The 15,344-nt window shown below is 61.0% G+C and carries 14 protein-coding genes; 4 read left to right on the top strand and 10 right to left on the bottom strand.

The genetic code is table 11. The features are described 5' to 3' along the window. The first annotated feature begins 4 nt into the window (after positions 1-4). Complete coding sequence (locus SB822_RS06280; protein WP_086915550.1) at positions 5-1,525, top strand: efflux transporter outer membrane subunit; 1,521 nt, start codon at positions 5-7, stop codon at positions 1,523-1,525. Positions 1,526-1,651: 126 nt separating this feature from the next. Here the strand turns inward: SB822_RS06280 and SB822_RS06275 are convergent, their stop codons facing one another. From SB822_RS06275 to SB822_RS06250, 6 genes are all read right to left on the bottom strand, one after another. Then, complete coding sequence (locus SB822_RS06275) at positions 1,652-2,230, bottom strand: TetR/AcrR family transcriptional regulator (RefSeq protein WP_114222822.1); 579 nt, start codon at positions 2,228-2,230, stop codon at positions 1,652-1,654. Positions 2,231-2,402: 172 nt separating this feature from the next. Beyond that, the gene (locus SB822_RS06270; RefSeq protein ID WP_007580899.1) at positions 2,403-3,116 is read right to left on the bottom strand and encodes a TetR/AcrR family transcriptional regulator; all 714 of its coding nucleotides are present in this window, start codon (positions 3,114-3,116) and stop codon (positions 2,403-2,405) included. A gap of 240 nt (positions 3,117-3,356) precedes the next feature. After that, entirely contained in the window at positions 3,357-4,721 is a 1,365-nt protein-coding gene (locus SB822_RS06265; protein ID WP_410854318.1) for an MFS transporter, read from the bottom strand. A 339-nt stretch (positions 4,722-5,060) separates the two neighbouring features. Next, positions 5,061-6,326 carry a CaiB/BaiF CoA transferase family protein gene (locus SB822_RS06260; RefSeq protein ID WP_410854317.1) on the bottom strand — a complete coding sequence of 422 codons (1,266 nt, stop codon included), beginning with the start codon at positions 6,324-6,326 and terminating at the stop codon, positions 5,061-5,063. A gap of 1 nt (position 6,327) precedes the next feature. Next, positions 6,328-7,104 (bottom strand): enoyl-CoA hydratase/isomerase family protein, encoded by a 777-nt coding sequence (locus SB822_RS06255; protein WP_410854316.1) that lies wholly within the window; start codon positions 7,102-7,104, stop codon positions 6,328-6,330. A 733-nt stretch (positions 7,105-7,837) separates the two neighbouring features. After that, the gene (locus SB822_RS06250; protein ID WP_410854315.1) at positions 7,838-8,134 is read right to left on the bottom strand and encodes a DUF1330 domain-containing protein; all 297 of its coding nucleotides are present in this window, start codon (positions 8,132-8,134) and stop codon (positions 7,838-7,840) included. A gap of 163 nt (positions 8,135-8,297) precedes the next feature. Between SB822_RS06250 and SB822_RS06245 the strand changes: the two genes are divergently transcribed. The 3 genes from SB822_RS06245 to SB822_RS06235 all read left to right on the top strand — a co-directional run bounded on the left by SB822_RS06245 (position 8,298) and on the right by SB822_RS06235 (position 11,273). Next, positions 8,298-9,704: an NAD-dependent succinate-semialdehyde dehydrogenase gene (locus SB822_RS06245; protein WP_410854314.1), complete on the top strand. Its 1,407-nt coding sequence runs from the start codon at positions 8,298-8,300 to the stop codon at positions 9,702-9,704. A gap of 77 nt (positions 9,705-9,781) precedes the next feature. Further along, a complete protein-coding gene (locus tag SB822_RS06240; protein WP_410854313.1) occupies positions 9,782-10,666 on the top strand; it encodes a 3-keto-5-aminohexanoate cleavage protein in 885 nt (294 codons plus the stop codon). 175 nt (positions 10,667-10,841) lie between these two features. Next, positions 10,842-11,273, top strand: coding sequence for a tautomerase family protein (locus tag SB822_RS06235; RefSeq protein ID WP_410854312.1), 432 nt, complete (start codon positions 10,842-10,844; stop codon positions 11,271-11,273). 124 nt (positions 11,274-11,397) lie between these two features. Here SB822_RS06235 and SB822_RS06230 read toward each other — a convergent pair whose 3' ends face one another. The 4 genes from SB822_RS06230 to SB822_RS06215 are packed head-to-tail and all read right to left on the bottom strand — an operon-like array spanning position 11,398 to position 15,170. Further along, a complete protein-coding gene (locus SB822_RS06230; protein WP_410854311.1) occupies positions 11,398-12,102 on the bottom strand; it encodes a substrate-binding domain-containing protein in 705 nt (234 codons plus the stop codon). Between the two features lie 11 nt (positions 12,103-12,113). After that, positions 12,114-12,797: a 4-carboxy-4-hydroxy-2-oxoadipate aldolase/oxaloacetate decarboxylase gene (gene ligK, locus SB822_RS06225; protein WP_410854310.1), complete on the bottom strand. Its 684-nt coding sequence runs from the start codon at positions 12,795-12,797 to the stop codon at positions 12,114-12,116. 2 nt (positions 12,798-12,799) lie between these two features. Further along, a complete protein-coding gene (locus SB822_RS06220) occupies positions 12,800-13,825 on the bottom strand; it encodes an amidohydrolase family protein (protein ID WP_410854309.1) in 1,026 nt (341 codons plus the stop codon). 43 nt (positions 13,826-13,868) lie between these two features. Next, on the bottom strand, positions 13,869-15,170 hold the full coding sequence (locus tag SB822_RS06215) for a gallate dioxygenase (RefSeq protein WP_410854308.1): 1,302 nt from the start codon (positions 15,168-15,170) through the stop codon (positions 13,869-13,871). Positions 15,171-15,344 lie beyond the last annotated feature (174 nt).

Here is a 15,344-nt window from a genome sequence, read left to right as displayed (position 1 = left end):
CACCATGTCGAACAATAGAGTGAAGGTTGCGCTCTGGGGCTCGTTGACGCTGCTGAGCGCGGCCCTTCTGACGGCGGGTTGCTCGCTGGCGCCCGAGTACAAGGTTCCCGCTTCGGCGGCCTCCGCGGCTTTCAAGGAAGCGCCCGTCACGACGGCCACGGCGACAACGGAAGGGCAGGCGGGCGCGTGGAAAATCGCGCAACCGTCCGACCAGATTCCGCGCGGGAAGTGGTGGGTGATTTTCGATGATCCCGCTCTCAACGATCTCGAAGAACAGGCGCTCGCCGCCAACCAGAATCTGGCTGCGGCAGCGGCGCGGCTCAAGGAAGCGCGCGCACTCCAGCAGGCCACCCGCGCCGGTCTGTTTCCGACTATCGACGCAGGCTTTGGACCCACCAGAGAAAAGGTCTCGCCCGCTTCGCTGTTGCAGCCGGACGGTGGAAATATTCCGGCACAGACCTTGTGGCGCGCCCAGGCGACCGCGAGTTATGAAGTGGACCTGTTCGGACGGGTGTCTGACGCGGTGCGGGCGAGTCGTGCAGAGAGCGAACAATCGGAGGCGCTGCTGCGCTCGGTTCAGCTCTCGCTGCAGGCGGATGTCGCTGCGAACTACTTCAAGGTCCGCGAGCTGGACGCGGAACTGCAGGTCTACGCGCAGAACGTGTCGCTGCGCGAGCAGGCGCTGAAACTCGTGCGGTCGAAGTTCGGCGCGGGTGACATCGCTGAACTCGATGTCGCCCGCGCCAAAGCCGAGCTGGCAACGGCACGTTCCGATGCGATGACGGCAGAGAGACAGCGGGCGACGGCGGAACACAGTCTCGCGGTTCTTCTGGGCAAGGCGCCGTCCGAATTCTCGATGGCATCGAACCCGTTGCGGCCCGTGCAGATTCGCATTCCGCCGGGCTTGCCGTCCGCGCTGCTCGAGCGGCGGCCCGATATTGCGGCCGCCGAGCGGGCGATGGCGGCGGCAAATGCACGCGTCGGCGTGGCGAAGGCGGCGTATTTCCCGGCGCTGTCGATAACGGGCGCTGCGGGATTCGAGTCCGCGACGCTGGCAGACCTTTTCAAATGGTCCAGCCGGGCGTTCATTCTCGGACCGCTGGCGGGCACCGCGCTGACCGTGCCGATCTTCGATGGAGGCCGTCGCGCGGGGAATCTCGCGAACGCGCGGGCCGTGTTCGACGAAGACGTGGCGAACTATCGTCAGCAGGTGCTACAGGCGTTCCAGGAGGTCGAAGACAACCTGTCGGACTTGCGGATTCTCGAGCAGCAGGTCCAGACGCAGGATGAGGCTGTGCAGGCGTCGACGCGGGCTGCAACGATCTCGCGCACGCAGTACCGGGAAGGCGCCGTCAACTATCTCGATGTGATTGACGCCGAACGCACGGTGCTTCAGTCACAAACGACGGCCGTGCAGCTCACCGGTCTTCAGGCGACGGCGACCGTCAATCTCGTTCGCGCGCTCGGTGGCGGATGGGGTGGTGACGTTACCGTCGGTTCCACTGATACGAGGCGGGTGGAGTAACGCCCGGGCATGCGAGCCGCTTGCTGAATCTGTCGGGCAATCAGGCGACAGTGAAGCGCGGGCGGTCTGCATGAAAAAAGCGGCGAGCGCACCTTGGGTGATGCTCGCCGCTTGTTCTGATATCCGTTATTTCGCGGCGCGTTTCGGCGACAGCAGTTCGAGTATCTGGCTTAACACGCCATCGAGAATCTGCTTTGAAAGCTTGGGGTCCGTCACGGCGCGCGACAGCGCAACCGCACCGACACACGCGCTCATGATGAGATGTGTTTCGGCTCGCTTGTCCGCGCTGTCTTCAGTCGGTATGGCTTTTGCGATCAACTCGGCCATGCGTTTGACACGGGTCGTATAGGCCGCGCGCGCGTCGTCCGTGCTGCGGCTCATATCATTCACGAGCGTTGAAACGGGACAACTATTCGACACCTCGTCACGATGCGAATCAGAGAGGTACATGCGCATCGCTTGCCGGGGTGAGGTGACCATCGCCGCTTCCCAGGGCTCGACGTCGCGCAGGGCGTGCTCGAAAGCCTCAGCGATGAGTTCGTCACGGGAAGCGAAATGCCGGTAAAAACCCCCTACAGTCAGGCCCGCATCTTTCATCAGGTCAGCGATGCTGATGCCGTCCAACCCTTGTTCGCGGAAGCGTTTAGCAGCGGCATCGACGATGCGTTGATGGGTGGCAATCTTGTCAGCTTGCGAATGTCCCACGTCTTCGGCTCCCACGGATCAAGAGGATTATTATAATCCTGATTGGATTGCGTTGGGGGTTGCCGGCCTCTCTCGAATCGCCAACGCCTGACGGGGCCCTGCCGCGCGCCTCACATGATGATGCGACTTGAGCCGGCCCTGATCGGCCCGGTGCTTTCGACAGCGACGATGGCTACGCTTTGGCCCGCTTTCGAGCTGTGCGCGTAGCTACAGGCTTCTGAACCAGCTCGCATTGCTGTATCACGCTCTGGAGATGATCCGGGCCCGCCATGATGGCGCTAAGCAGTGTCATCACCACGAAGTCGATCAACTTTGGTATCGCCACTTTGGTGTCCGCGCGCGGTGCGCGGTTCGACAGGATCAGCGTGGCGAGACCGTGCTCCATACTCCACGCGGCATGGGTCACGAGCTTGAGATCGGACTGAGCCCAACCACTCTCGATAGCCAGCGCCTCGATCGTCTCGGAAAACAACCCAAAAGACCGGTTACTTTCCTCGGCGAGTTCCGGATACGCCTGATGCGCCGCGATGCGGGGCCCGATCATCAGACTGAACAGCCCATTGTGGTGCTGCGCGAACTCGATGTACACCCGCATCATCCGGTACGCTTTGGCAAGCGCCGTATCCTCGCTGTCACGGATCGCAACGCGCAGCGCAGCGAGGTCGCGATAACCGCTTGCCGCGATCGTGGCCAGCAGTTCGTCGATGCCGGCAAAATGCCGCGAGGGCGCGGCTTCTGATACGCCCACCATGCGCGCGAGATAACGGAGGCTCAGGTCTTGCGCCGATACCTCCATGAGCGCGCTGCGTCCCGCTTCAATGAGCGCATTGCGCAGATTGCCGTGGTGGTAATCCGCATTCTTCGCGATAGATGGCTTGGGACTCACGTGACCTTTGTTCGAGGAGCAAGGCAGGGGATTGATTATAAATTCTGCGCAGAGAGGCACGCAATATCGCGAATCACGCGTTAAACACGCGTGTGTCGCTACACGCATTCTAGCGGTTCAGTTGCGCGACTGGGCGTCGGGATACATCGCATGCCTGGCCGCTCAGCGGTGCGCAGGGCCCGGAGCGGATTTTCGGTGCACGACGCGGGCATTTGCCACGTCCACGTCGGCATCGACTAATTACGTTGTGCTTTGAACCGATATATCGACAACGCGCGACCGTCTCCTGACAATCCGCTGCACGCCGAACAGAAGAACTACGACGCCAAGTGCCTGGACACAGGCAATCATGATGAACCCACTCGCGTAAGTTCCCGTTACGTCGCGGACATGTCCGATCAGAAAAGGCGTAACGAAGCCGGCGACGTTGGCAATGGAACTGATCAACGGCACGCCAACCACCAGCGACTTACCGCTGAGCAGGCCGACAGACATCTGCCAGAAGAGCGTTATACCAGCCCCCGTTCCCGCGAAGCCAAGAACAAGCAGGAAGAAAGTCGCGGTGGTACTGCTGTGCCAAACAAAGACGAGCGTCGAGAGGCTTGCCGCAGTGAAGACCGCCGCCAGCGCACAGAAGAGCCGACGGCGATGCGGGGCGCCCCCGATGCTGCAGATGAGCACATTGCCGAGTGCACCCAGAACGCAGGCACCGGCAACTGCCCGGCCAATCTCTTTGTACCCGCCGAATCCCGCCTCGCGAAGTATCGTCGGAGAGAAGAAAAACAGTGCCGCCGTGGCGGCCAGGAGGCTGAAGTAGGCTGCGCTCAGGATCCAGACAGTCGGGTTGAGTAGCAGGGGACGCTCGTCTACGCCCGCGTCGTCCATCGCTTCGGCATTGTTCCTGAGATCGTCCTCGACGAGCTTGCGCTGTCGCGCCGAAAGCCACTTTGCGCTGCCGGGCAGATCCGGAAGTATCGCGAACGCGATGCACGCCAACACGACGGTAGGGATAGCCTGAGTGAAGAACATCCATCGCCAGCCCTGAAAGCCAGCCAGTCCATTCATGTGCTCAAGCACGAATCCCCCTGTCAAGCCGATCGCGACCGTCGAGAAGAGTGACCCTGAGTGGAACATGCTGAAATTGCGGGTGCGCCTTTTGCCCGGGAACCACGCATTGAAGTACAACACGACGCCTGGGTAGAAACCGGCCTCGAACACACCGAGCAGGAACCTCAACGCGTAGAACGTCGGCGCGCTATTGACGAACGTCATCGCGACACTCGTCACGCCCCACGCGCCGGCGATACCGGCAAGCACGGCGCGCGCACCGAACTTCTTTTGCAATATCGTGGTAGGCACGCCGAACAGCACATAGCCGACGAAGAAGAGCCCGGCGCCCAATCCATATACTGTTTCGCTGAATCGCAGATCTACGACCATCTGCAACTTCGCAAAAGCCACGTTCGAACGACCGACCCACGCCAGCATCCATAAGCCGAACAGTATCGGCAATATCCTCCATTGCGCCGAAGCGTAGGCCTTCCGCAGGAGGGTGTTGTCATCTGACGATGATCCGTCTACACAGGCTTGCTTCGCCACTTCCATTCGGTCCTCCGACGTGTTGTGTTGATACTGGAAATACAAGGTGGACTGCAGCTATCAAGGTCGCCGGTCGCTTCTGCGACACACTCTCCGACGCCGATCGTCCTGAAACCCGCACGCCCGCATCGACGGGAGAAGGAGAGTGTGTCCCCGTCTTCGAGATACGTTCGCACTTCGCTTGCCGGCAGGGTGATCGTTTCCCGCCCGTCGCGGGTCCGCTCCAGCAAACATCCGCTGTCATTGCGCTCGGGTCACGATACGGTGCGGTCTGTCGCGAGCAACAGTCGCGACAGCCTTGCGCACGGGCTACAGCGCCGTTGGCGCCGCGCCATGTGGTTGCGCTTAGTTGGACTGCGCTTCCGCGAGAACAGCCGCGTCTATCTGCTTCGCGGACGGTGGTGCCCCGCCGACCAGAATGCCGGTGTCAACCGCACTGCGGATTTCGACATCCGCGAGGCCCGCTTCGCGGAACACCTGTTCGTTGTGCTCCCCGCGAAACGCCGGCGCGCTGCGCATTCCAAGCTCGTCATCGGAAAAGCGCCATGGATAGCCGTGAATGAGATACGAGCCGCCGCGGCGGTCCGGAACTTCGTGCACCGCTCCCCACTGCTTCGCCCAATCGGTCTCGGCCAGTTCCTTCAGCGTGCGGATCTGGCCTATCGCGATCTTGGCTTCGTCCAGCTGCGCATCGAGCGTCCTGAGATCGCGGAATGACAGCATCCACGTCTGGATCACAGCATGCAGTGCGTTGTAGTTCTGCTGGCGGCGCTCAGCGGTGCTGAAGCGCGGATCCCGCGCAAGGTCCATACGGCGCATGGCGCGCAAGTAATTTGGAAACGTGTTGCTGCCGATGATGCTTTGCGCCGCCACGAACTCTTCACCACCGGGGCCAACGAAATGCGGGCCGTCGGAGGCGCCGAGGATACCCGGCTCGGCGCCCGTATCGACACCGGCGAGATCGAGGTGAGCGCGTTCGTTGATCGACAGCATCACGGCGGCCATCGCGACGTCGATGTATTGGCCGCGTCCCGTTACTTCACGCTTGCGCACCGCCGCAAGCACGGCGATGGTCGCCTGCAGGCCCGCATAGACGTCCGCGTGCGACAGCGGATCGGTCCACTTGCGGCCGTCGGCCGCGCTGTCGAAGTGGCGCAGCGTGTTGTGCGTGAAGCCCGTTTCGGCCTGCACGGTCGGCGCGTAGGCCATGCGCGACGCCCAGGCGCCGCGCTGGCCGTAGCCGGTGATCGACACGTAGACGACCTTTGGATTGCGCCTCGCGAGCGTGTCATAGTCGAGTCCGAAGCCCTTGAGCGTGCCGGCCCGAAAATTCTCGACGATGATGTCCGCCTCGTCGCACAGTCGTAGCACGAGCTCGCGGGCGTGCGGCGCGTTCAGATCGATACTGACGTTACGCTTGCCGCTATTCTGCTGCGCATAGTAGCCCGACATGCCGTCGCGATTCGGGAACGCAGCACGCGACACATCGGGCCGCGGCGGCTCGATCTTGATCACGTCGGCACCGAGATCGGCCAGCGTCCGGGCGCACAGCGGGCCGGCCAGCACCCGCGAAAAGTCGACGACCTTGAGTCCTTCGAGTGGTCCGCCCATGTCAATTCCCCTCGAAAATGGCGGTGCCCGGGCCGGAGGTATTGAAGGCCTCCAGTCCACGCTGGATATCTTGCGACGCCCAGACCGGCTTTTGCAGTTCGAACATTGCTTCGTCGGCGGCAGCTACACCCTCGTTGACCGCGACCCGCACGAGCTGCTTGGTCGCGGCATGCGCGATGGTCGGACCGGCCGCCAGTTCCTGCGCAACGGACAGCGCGACTTCATCGAGCTTGTCGTCGGGCACGACGAGATTGATCAAGCCCCAGCGTTCGAGCGTCGCTGCGTCGTAACGGCGGCCGAGCATCGCGAGTTCTTTTGCACGCGCCGGCCCGGCGCGCATCACCTGACGCTGGATGCCGCCGAGCAGCGGATGCAGGCCCAGCGCGACCTCGACTGATCCGATCCTGGCCGACTCGGCGACCACGCTGAAATCGCAGGCGAGCGCCACTTCGAAGCCGCCGCCAAGGCACGTGCCGTTCACCGCGACAACGATCGGGATCGGCAGTGTCTCGAAGCCGCGCAGCACCTCGAGCGGATCCATCAGTCCCTGGCCTTGCCTGGCAATGCGATCCGGGAATAGCGACACTTCGGCGCCGGCCGAGAAGTGCCGTAGACCGCTGCGCAGCAGGATCGCGCGTGAGCCGCATTTCACCGCCTCGTCGAACTCATCGAGTAGCGCGCGATACAGCGTCGGACCCATCAGGTTATGTGGGCGGCGGTTCATCGTAAGAACCGTCACGTTACCTTTGACTTCTTTCAGAACAATTGCTTCGTCCATCGTTGCTCCATTTTGTCTGGTTCAGGTGCTTCGGATTTTGATGTTAACAAGTATAACATTGGGGCGATGTGTTGATAGTCGCGTTTTCCCTGGCCACTGCGCACTCGGGACACTCAATACGTAACGCGTGGAGAGGTTCGTTTCTCTGTCGTTGGAAAGACAGCTGGGGGGGCTCGACTATTCGAACGCTACAGTGCAGCCCGTAATGCTGAACAAATAGCATAACGAACTAAATAACATGCATCGTGATCGACTCGACACACGTTTTCCCGTCAGAAACATCGCGTTGATTCCGTTAGCGAGTAAAACTAAGACTGCAGCCCATCGCGGGCCGGACTCGAGCAGGGGGAAATACGCGCCATATGCCATCCTGGTGCCGGAAGAAGAACATCGCCATGCGCTCGCCTGTCTTCAACACCTCCACACGTACATAGCATTGCTGCGTGACTCTGTTATTCCGAAACTCGACGACTCTGACCCGCTGCGTCTTACCGGGTGCAAGCCAATGCTCGACCAGGGCGCGTAACGACATTTGTCTATCATCCAAAACTTTCTCCGGAAATCCTCGATTGGAACAGTGCGGCAGGGAAATCCTCGTATTGGGATTGAACTTGATGCCGGCGGCGCATGAGTCGACAGTCATATCGTCACACTGGTCGAATGCTGGCTGCTCCAGTGAACAGCGCCCGCGCTGACATACAGTGCGGGCGGCCTCGCTACCCTTCAATGAGCGTCAGTAGTCGACGCCCGCGACAACGCGCGCGTCCCTTTCGGCTCCGTCCCCCAGTACGGCCAACGCTTTCTGATAAGCCTCACTCTGAAACGTGGCAAGAGCCTGTTCGAAGCTCGGGAATTCGACCACGACCGTCCGTTCCTTCAGACCCGCCTCGAACGCAACGACCTCTCCGCCTCGCACCAGGAACTTTCCGCCCGCCGCTTTCACCACCTCTGTCGCGAGGACGCCGTATGCCGCGAGCTTGCTCGCGTCATGGACCGCTCGATACGCCGCCACCCAATATCCCTTTGCCATTTCGCTTCCTCAGTTGAAAAAATACCTGATTATAGTAACACCGTTAACATGAAGTTCCATGAGGGTTATTCCTGGCGTCAAAAGCGTGTGCAGAGATGGTGTTAACGGTGTTAGCATGAGGTCATGCGATGACGCGATGCCATCCCTTTTCACGGAGAACCTCATGCCGTACATGACCATCAATCCTGCCACCGGCGAACTGCTCGCCACCTACGACGACATATCCGACGCGTTGCTAGAAGCGAAGCTTGCTGCGGCGCATCGCGCTTTTGAAACCGACTGGCGCCGCCGTCCGGTCAGCGACCGGGCACGCATCGTGTCGCGCGCGGCGGCGCTGCTGCGGGAAAAGGCGGTCGAATACGCTGGCTATCTGACGCTGGAAATGGGCAAGCGCAGCGGGGAAGCGCTAAGGGAAGTGGAATCGGCGGCCAGCATCCTCGATTACTACGCGAAGCACGCACACGCCTATCTGCAGCCCCGTCCGCTCGCAGAAGCGCCCGGCGCTGCAGTGCACATCGAGCCGGTCGGCGTGCTGCTCGGCATCGAGCCGTGGAATTTGCCGTACTACCAGATTGCGCGAGTAGCCGGGCCGCAACTGATGGTGGGCAACGTCCTGCTGCTCAAGCACGCGGAAAACGTGCCGCAATCGGCATTGGCCTTCGCGCGGCTGTTCGAGGAAGCGGGTGCGCCCGATGGCGTATATACGAATCTGTTCATCTCGATCGAACAGGCCGGGCGCGTCATCGACGATCCGCGCGTCCAGGGTGTGACGCTGACGGGCAGCGAGCGCGCCGGTGCCGCGGTCGCCGAGCGTGCCGGCCGCAATCTGAAGAAAGTCGTGCTCGAACTGGGCGGCAGCGACCCGTTCATCGTACTGGAGGATGCGCCGCTCGACTGGGCCATCCAAAGCGCCGTCGCGGGCCGCATGTTCAATGCGGGTCAACTATGCGTCAGCTCCAAACGCATCATCGTGGTCGGCAAGGCACGCGGCGATGCGTTCCTCGATGGCTTCGCGACGCGTATGGCCGCGCTCGAGACCGGCGATCCCACCGATCCGGCGACCGCCGTCGCCCCCGTCTCGTCCGAGCGCGCACTCAACCTGCTGCTTGAGCAGATCGAGCGCGCGACTTCGCACGGTGCGCGCATCGTGTGTGGCGGCAAGCGCGTCGAGCGCCCGGGCTTCTACTTGCAACCGACTGTTCTGACCGACATCACGCCGCAAAATCCCGTCTTCGCCGAAGAACTGTTCGGACCCGTCGCCGCTTTCCACGTCGTCGAGGATGAAGCGGCCGCGATTGCGCTCGCTAATGGCACGCCGTTCGGTCTCGGCGCGTCGGTGTTCACCGCGGATACCGAACGCGGCGAGCGGGTCGCCGCGCAGATCGACAGCGGCATGGTGTTCGTCAATCAGCCGTTCGGCACGTCGGCGGAATTGCCGTTCGGTGGCGTCAAGCGTTCAGGTTTTGGTCGGGAGCTTTCTCAGCTTGGCTTCGACGAGTTCGTCAACAAGAAGCTGATCAAGGTTGCGCCCGTCGGGGTGGCACCGTTCGGCCCCGCGCGGGCCGCCTGAACGGGACGCCTGACGCTGCGCCCATGGCGAAGCGCGCGATTGTGGCGCTTCATTCATATTCCCTTTGAACGAACACTATGACAAGCAAGACGATTATCAGTTGCGCACTCACTGGAAGCGACGATACCCCGCGGCTGAACCCTGCAGTGCCCGTCACGCCCAGGCAAATCGCCGATGAGGCCATTGCAGCATGTGAAGCCGGCGCGAGCATCGCTCACATTCACGTTCGTGACCCCAGGACTGGCGTTCCAAGCACGGAGCTGTCGCTCTACAGAGAAGTCGTTTCGCGTATCCGCGATAGCGGGTGCCCGATATTGATCAATCTGACGACGGGTCCGGGTGCACGTTTCGTTCCCAGCGACGAAGACCCGAACCGGGGCAGTGAACTGAGTACGATGATGACGCCTGAGGCACGCGTGCAGCATGTGCTCGAATTGCGTCCGGAAATCTGCACGCTCGACATAGCGACCATGAACTTCGGCAATCGCGCATTCGTTAACGTGCCAGACCATCTGGTCAAGATGGCAACCTTGATCGAGGAAGCGGGCGTGAAGCCGGAGCTCGAGGTATTCGATCTCGGGCACGTGCGCCTCGCGCGCCACCTGATTGAAACGCAGGGGGTTTTCCAGGCTCCGCTGTTCCAGTTGTGCCTTGGCGTGCCATGGGGAGCGTCCGCCGACACCGAAAGTCTTCTTCAGATGAAGCGGTATCTGCCCGAGGGCGCGCGTTGGTCGGCGTTCGGCATCTCGCGTGCCCAATTTCCGATCGTGGCGCAAAGCGTGATTCTTGGCGGCCATGTCCGCGTAGGCCTCGAGGACAATCTGTATCTTGCCAAAGGAGAGTTGGCGCCGGGCAACGCTGCGCTGGTTAAGCGTGCGGTGAATATCATCAAAAGCATCGGAGGAGACGTGGCAACGCCTGACGAAGCTCGCAGCATACTTGGCCTTCCGCGTCGCCACTAGGGCGGATTGCTTTTCCTAAAAGCGCTGCGTTGCGAAGCGCACTGGTTTTCACCGGTGGCCTATCCTTGGACTACCGATACCGCCGCCTCACTCATGTCAAATTCATCCAATCTCGCAAGAGACCCGGATGTTCTGACATAAGAAACGCGGCATCTATTGATGCATGGAGACAAAAATGCCTTTGTGGAATATCTATCATCCCGTCGGCGCCTACACGGCAGATGACAAGCAGGAGATGGCCAACCGTATCGCCGACATTTACATCATTCCTCGCTTCTACGTAGGCGTCCTGTTTCATGAGCAGCCGAAGGACTCCTTCTACATGGGAGGCGTGTCACGAGACGACTTTGTGAGAATCAGACTGGACCAGTTCGCCAGACACATCGCCAAGGACGTCGTGTGGACGGAGTCGTGGCTGCGCAAGGCGAATGCAGCGATAGCGCCATTTGTTCAGGATCGGGGCTACCACTACGAGTTGCACGTCGGCGAAACGCCGCGAGAACTGTGGTTGATCGACGGCATTCGACCGCCTCGGCCTGATACGGACGCTGAGAAGAAATGGAAGCTTGAGAACTGCGTGTCGGCGTATGATCCGAGCGAAGGGTGACTGGGTTAGTTTCGTTTGAAGCGATCCGGACGCGAAACCTGACAGACTGCGGTGAAGGCCCGGCCGTCACCGCAGTCTCTCCCAAGCTTCCGGCTGTTCGCGGATATTGGGATCGACACGAAAGTCAGACAGGCGCCATTCCGTGCGCGATTTTCACCTGATCGCCGTCCGCGGAAGCGAGATGGTTCAGGAAGGCTTTGGCGGCTTCCTGTCGTTCCGACGTTGCGCAGATTGCCGCTGAAAAGACCGTGACAGCCTGGATCGCTGCTGGAAGCATGCCGACTATATCGATGCCGGGTTCGTGGACAAGTTCGCTTAGCTGCTGAAAACCGAGTTCGACCTTTCCTTCGGCGACGAGACTGCCAACGGGTACACCGGGCCGCGCCTCGACGATACGATCCGCGATGACCTCAGCAATGCCCCATTGACGAAGCAGATTGATGATATGCGTCCCGCTCGGTCCCGTTGAATACCCGATGGTCCGAGCGCGCAACACGGCATCGCGTACAGCGGATTCTGAACTGACGTCCCGACGCGGCTCTCCGTGCTTGATGGCGACCGCCACCTCCGAGCGCGCAACACCGACGCGGCTTCCAGAGATGATGTGACCATCACGCTCCAACCGATCGAGTGCGTCGGACGCAAGAACGACAACATCGAAACGCTCGCCTTCCTGAATGCGTCGGGCCGCTTCAACGCCGCCTACCGAAACAATCGAAACGCGCTGCCCGGACATGGCCTCGTACGCTTGCGCAAGCTGCGTCAAAACATGACGCGTAGCCATCGACGAAATGACGGTCAATGAAACACGCGAAGTATCAGTCGACATACCCGTCTCAATCAGTCGATATAACGCAGGCCGGCCTGCTTCAGCGGCTCACGCATGTTGTACATGTCGAGTCCCAGAACACCGGAAGCGAGCTTCGCGCGTTTCTCTGCTTCCAGCGCTTCCCGCGCACTCGCCTTGTCGAGTACCGCGGCGGCGGCAGACGCAGGAACGGCGACCACGCCGTCGAAGTCCGCGACGATCACATCGCCAGGCGAAACGAGTGCGCCAGCGCAAACCACCGGGATATTGACCGAGCCCACCGTTGCCTTGATCGTGCCCTTCGAAGAAATTGCCTTGCTCCAGACGGGGAACCCCATCTCCTCGAGAACTTTTACGTCGCGCACACCGGCATCGATGATGAGACCCGTGGCGCCGCGCGCCTTGAAGCTGGTCGCCAGCAGATCGCCAAAGTAGCCATCGGTGCAGTCCGCCGTGATGGCCGCAACGACGATGTCGCCGGGTTGAATCTGTTCGGCGGCGACGTGCATCATCCAGTTGTCGCCGGGATGCAGCAGGACCGTGACCGCTGTACCGCACGCCTGGGCGTGAGGGTAGATAGGGCGCATGTACGGCTTGAGCAGGCCGGTACGACCCATTGCCTCGTGAACGGTGGCAGAACCCAAGGCGCCAAGCTTGCTGGCGACTTCCCTATCCGCGCGTTTGATGTTGCGGTAGACAACGCCCATTTCATACATAGTCAAACTCCCTTTGCCTTGAGGGCAGCGTCCAGACGCGGATAGACACGCCGCGCGTTGCCCTCGTAGATCTTGTAACGGTCCTCTGCGTCGATGGCCGCTGCCTCGACATAGCGCTTCGTGTCGTCGTAGTTGAAGCCCGTTTCAGGGTCGATGCCCCGCACGGCGCCAATCATTTCGCTTGCGAAGAGAATGTTCTCGACGGGGATCACACGCGTCAGCAGGTCGATGCCCGGCTGGTGATAGACACAGGTGTCGAAGAACACGTTGTTCAGCAGATGGTCCTTGAGCAGAGGCTTCTTCAGTTCCTGCGCAAGCCCACGGAAGCGCCCCCAGTGATACGGCGCAGCACCGCCGCCGTGCGGGATGACGAAGCGCAGTGTCGGGAAATCCTGGAACAGATCCGAAGTGAGGCATTGCATGAACGCGGTCGTATCCGCGTTCAGATAATGCGCACCGGTAGTGTGAAAGCACGCGTTGCAACTCGTGCTGACGTGAATCATCGCCGGGATGTCGTATTCGACCATCTTCTCGTAGATGGGATACCAGTGCCGGTCCGACAGCGGCGGGCTGGTCCAGTGACCACCCGACGGGTCCGGGTTCAGGTTGATGGCGACATTGCCATACTGCTCGACACACTTCACCAGCTCAGGGATGCAGGTCTTGACATCGACGCCTGGACTTTGCGGCAGCATCGCCGCCGGAATGAAGTGGTCCGGGAACAGTTCGCTCACGCGAAAGCACAGTTCATTGCAGATGGCCGCCCACGTGCTCGAGACCTCGAAGTCCCCAATGTGATGCGCCATGAAGCTCGCACGCGGACTGAAAATGGTCAGATCGAGGCCACGCTCGCGCATCAGCCGAAGCTGGTTGCTCTCGATAGACTCGCGCAATTCATCGTCGCTAATGTGCAGTTCGGACGCGTGCGGCATCTCAGCCGGATTCTTGATGCCGGCGATCTGGCGGTTGCGCCAGGCTTCCAGCGCTTTCGGTGCAGTGGTGTAGTGGCCGTGAATGTCGATGATCATCGTTGCTGTCTCTGTCAGTGCAATGGCTAGGCGTCCGTGCGATCTATTGCTTGGGCGACCCGGACTTGTCCCATGAAAGGCTTTGACTACCCTTGCCGGCTACCGAATAAAGCGCACCGGGCGCGTTGCGGGTCTTCTGGAATGCTTCGAGTGTTTCGCCACGCATCGCGGCGTAGATGTGCAGATTCGACACGCCTGTGACGGCGCCGAGCTTCTCCAGCATGAAGAAGATGACGCCATAGTGGAGTAGTCCGCGCCAGTCGCGCCGGCGGATCAGGTCGCGCTCCTGTTCGGTCAGGCCTGCCGCCTCGAAGCTCGCTTCTTCGTCGCACTTGAACGCTTCGCGATGCTCCGGTTCGACCATGCGATGCAGGTAGTCGTTGATCCGATACGCGCGCACGGCCATCTCGATCGAGAACGGATACGTGCCGTCGAGCTTCTCGACATTGGTGAGTTCAACCGCCATCTTCTGGCGATGCCGCTCGACGATGGCCGGATTGGGTTCGCTGTCTTCGCCTTCATAAATCGCCGTCGCGATGCCCGCCATCGACGGCAGGTAGTAGCTGCGGTGCTTGCAGACCACGTTCGACGACAGCGCGCCGCGCATCGTGAGCCACATGATGACTTCCGCGCCTTCGTAGCCGCCGAGTTCCGCATATTCGGCGATCGTCATGTTCGCGAGTTGCTCGGGGTCGCGCTCGAACAGGTCCAGGAAGCGCTGGTCCCATTCGGTGTTATTGAAGCCGGCGCGTTCGCCGTGCACCTGGTGGGAGAGGCCACCCGTCGCGAGAATCGCGACTTTCAGATCTTCCGGGTAGCTTTCGATCGCGCGGCGCAGCGCCTGACCGAGCTTGTAGAAGCGCCGCGCGCTGGGCACGGGCAGTTGCAGAACGCCCATCTGCAGAGGAACGAGTTTGACGGGCCACTCCGGCTTGTGCGGGCACAGCATCGACAGGGGCGAGAAGCAGCCGTGATCGAGCGCCTTGTTCTGAAAGAAGGACATGTCGAACTCGTCCGTCATCAGCGACTTGCCGATGTGCGCAGCGAATTGCGGATGGCCCTTGATGGCGGGCAAATCGCGTGCGCCGCCGCCTTCGTCCGCGACCTGCCATTGCTCGCCGACGCCTAGTGCGAACGCCGAATAGTGATCGAAGAAGAACGAGGTGACGTGGTCGTTATAGATCGTGACCAGCACGTCGGGGCGCTTCTCGGCGAGCCAGTCGGCCAGCGGAGCGAAATTCTCGAAGATTGGGGCCCAGACCGGATCGTCCCGCTTGTTCTTGTCGAACGCGAAGCCGATCGTCGGAGTATGTGATGCGGCAAGCCCGCCGATGATTTTTGCCATAGCCGTAAGTCCCGTGACACGCGTCGCTTCGCAAGACGGTCTGTCAACGAAGCAAATCCCGCATTGAATAAACGCATGAGATAACAGCGGTCTCGGGTGTGTCAACCACGGTTCTACGGCTAATTATGATGTCTTCAGACGGGGCAGCAGGCGCGAAGCACGGTCGGCAAAGCG

Source organism: Paraburkholderia sp. SIMBA_054, assembly GCF_046534875.1.
Lineage (GTDB): Bacteria > Pseudomonadota > Gammaproteobacteria > Burkholderiales > Burkholderiaceae > Paraburkholderia > Paraburkholderia hospita.
Note: the sequence above shows the minus strand (reverse complement) of the source record. Positions and strands in the feature narration are given on the sequence as shown.

Excerpts from the sequence above, each read along its gene's own strand:
- SB822_RS06240 (WP_410854313.1), top strand. The coding sequence starts at position 9,782 with ATGACAAGCAAGACGATTATCAGTTGCGCACTCACTGGAAGCGACGAT.
- SB822_RS06260 (WP_410854317.1), bottom strand. The coding sequence starts at position 6,326 with ATGGGCGGACCACTCGAAGGACTCAAGGTCGTCGACTTTTCGCGGGTG.
- SB822_RS06230 (WP_410854311.1), bottom strand. The coding sequence starts at position 12,102 with ATGTCGACTGATACTTCGCGTGTTTCATTGACCGTCATTTCGTCGATG.
- SB822_RS06250 (WP_410854315.1), bottom strand. The coding sequence starts at position 8,134 with ATGGCAAAGGGATATTGGGTGGCGGCGTATCGAGCGGTCCATGACGCG.
- SB822_RS06280 (WP_086915550.1), top strand. The coding sequence starts at position 5 with ATGTCGAACAATAGAGTGAAGGTTGCGCTCTGGGGCTCGTTGACGCTG.
- SB822_RS06220 (WP_410854309.1), bottom strand. The coding sequence starts at position 13,825 with ATGATCATCGACATTCACGGCCACTACACCACTGCACCGAAAGCGCTG.
- ligK (WP_410854310.1), bottom strand. The coding sequence starts at position 12,797 with ATGTATGAAATGGGCGTTGTCTACCGCAACATCAAACGCGCGGATAGG.
- SB822_RS06265 (WP_410854318.1), bottom strand. The coding sequence starts at position 4,721 with ATGGAAGTGGCGAAGCAAGCCTGTGTAGACGGATCATCGTCAGATGAC.
- SB822_RS06215 (WP_410854308.1), bottom strand. The coding sequence starts at position 15,170 with ATGGCAAAAATCATCGGCGGGCTTGCCGCATCACATACTCCGACGATC.
- SB822_RS06245 (WP_410854314.1), top strand. The coding sequence starts at position 8,298 with ATGCCGTACATGACCATCAATCCTGCCACCGGCGAACTGCTCGCCACC.
- SB822_RS06235 (WP_410854312.1), top strand. The coding sequence starts at position 10,842 with ATGCCTTTGTGGAATATCTATCATCCCGTCGGCGCCTACACGGCAGAT.
- SB822_RS06255 (WP_410854316.1), bottom strand. The coding sequence starts at position 7,104 with ATGGACGAAGCAATTGTTCTGAAAGAAGTCAAAGGTAACGTGACGGTT.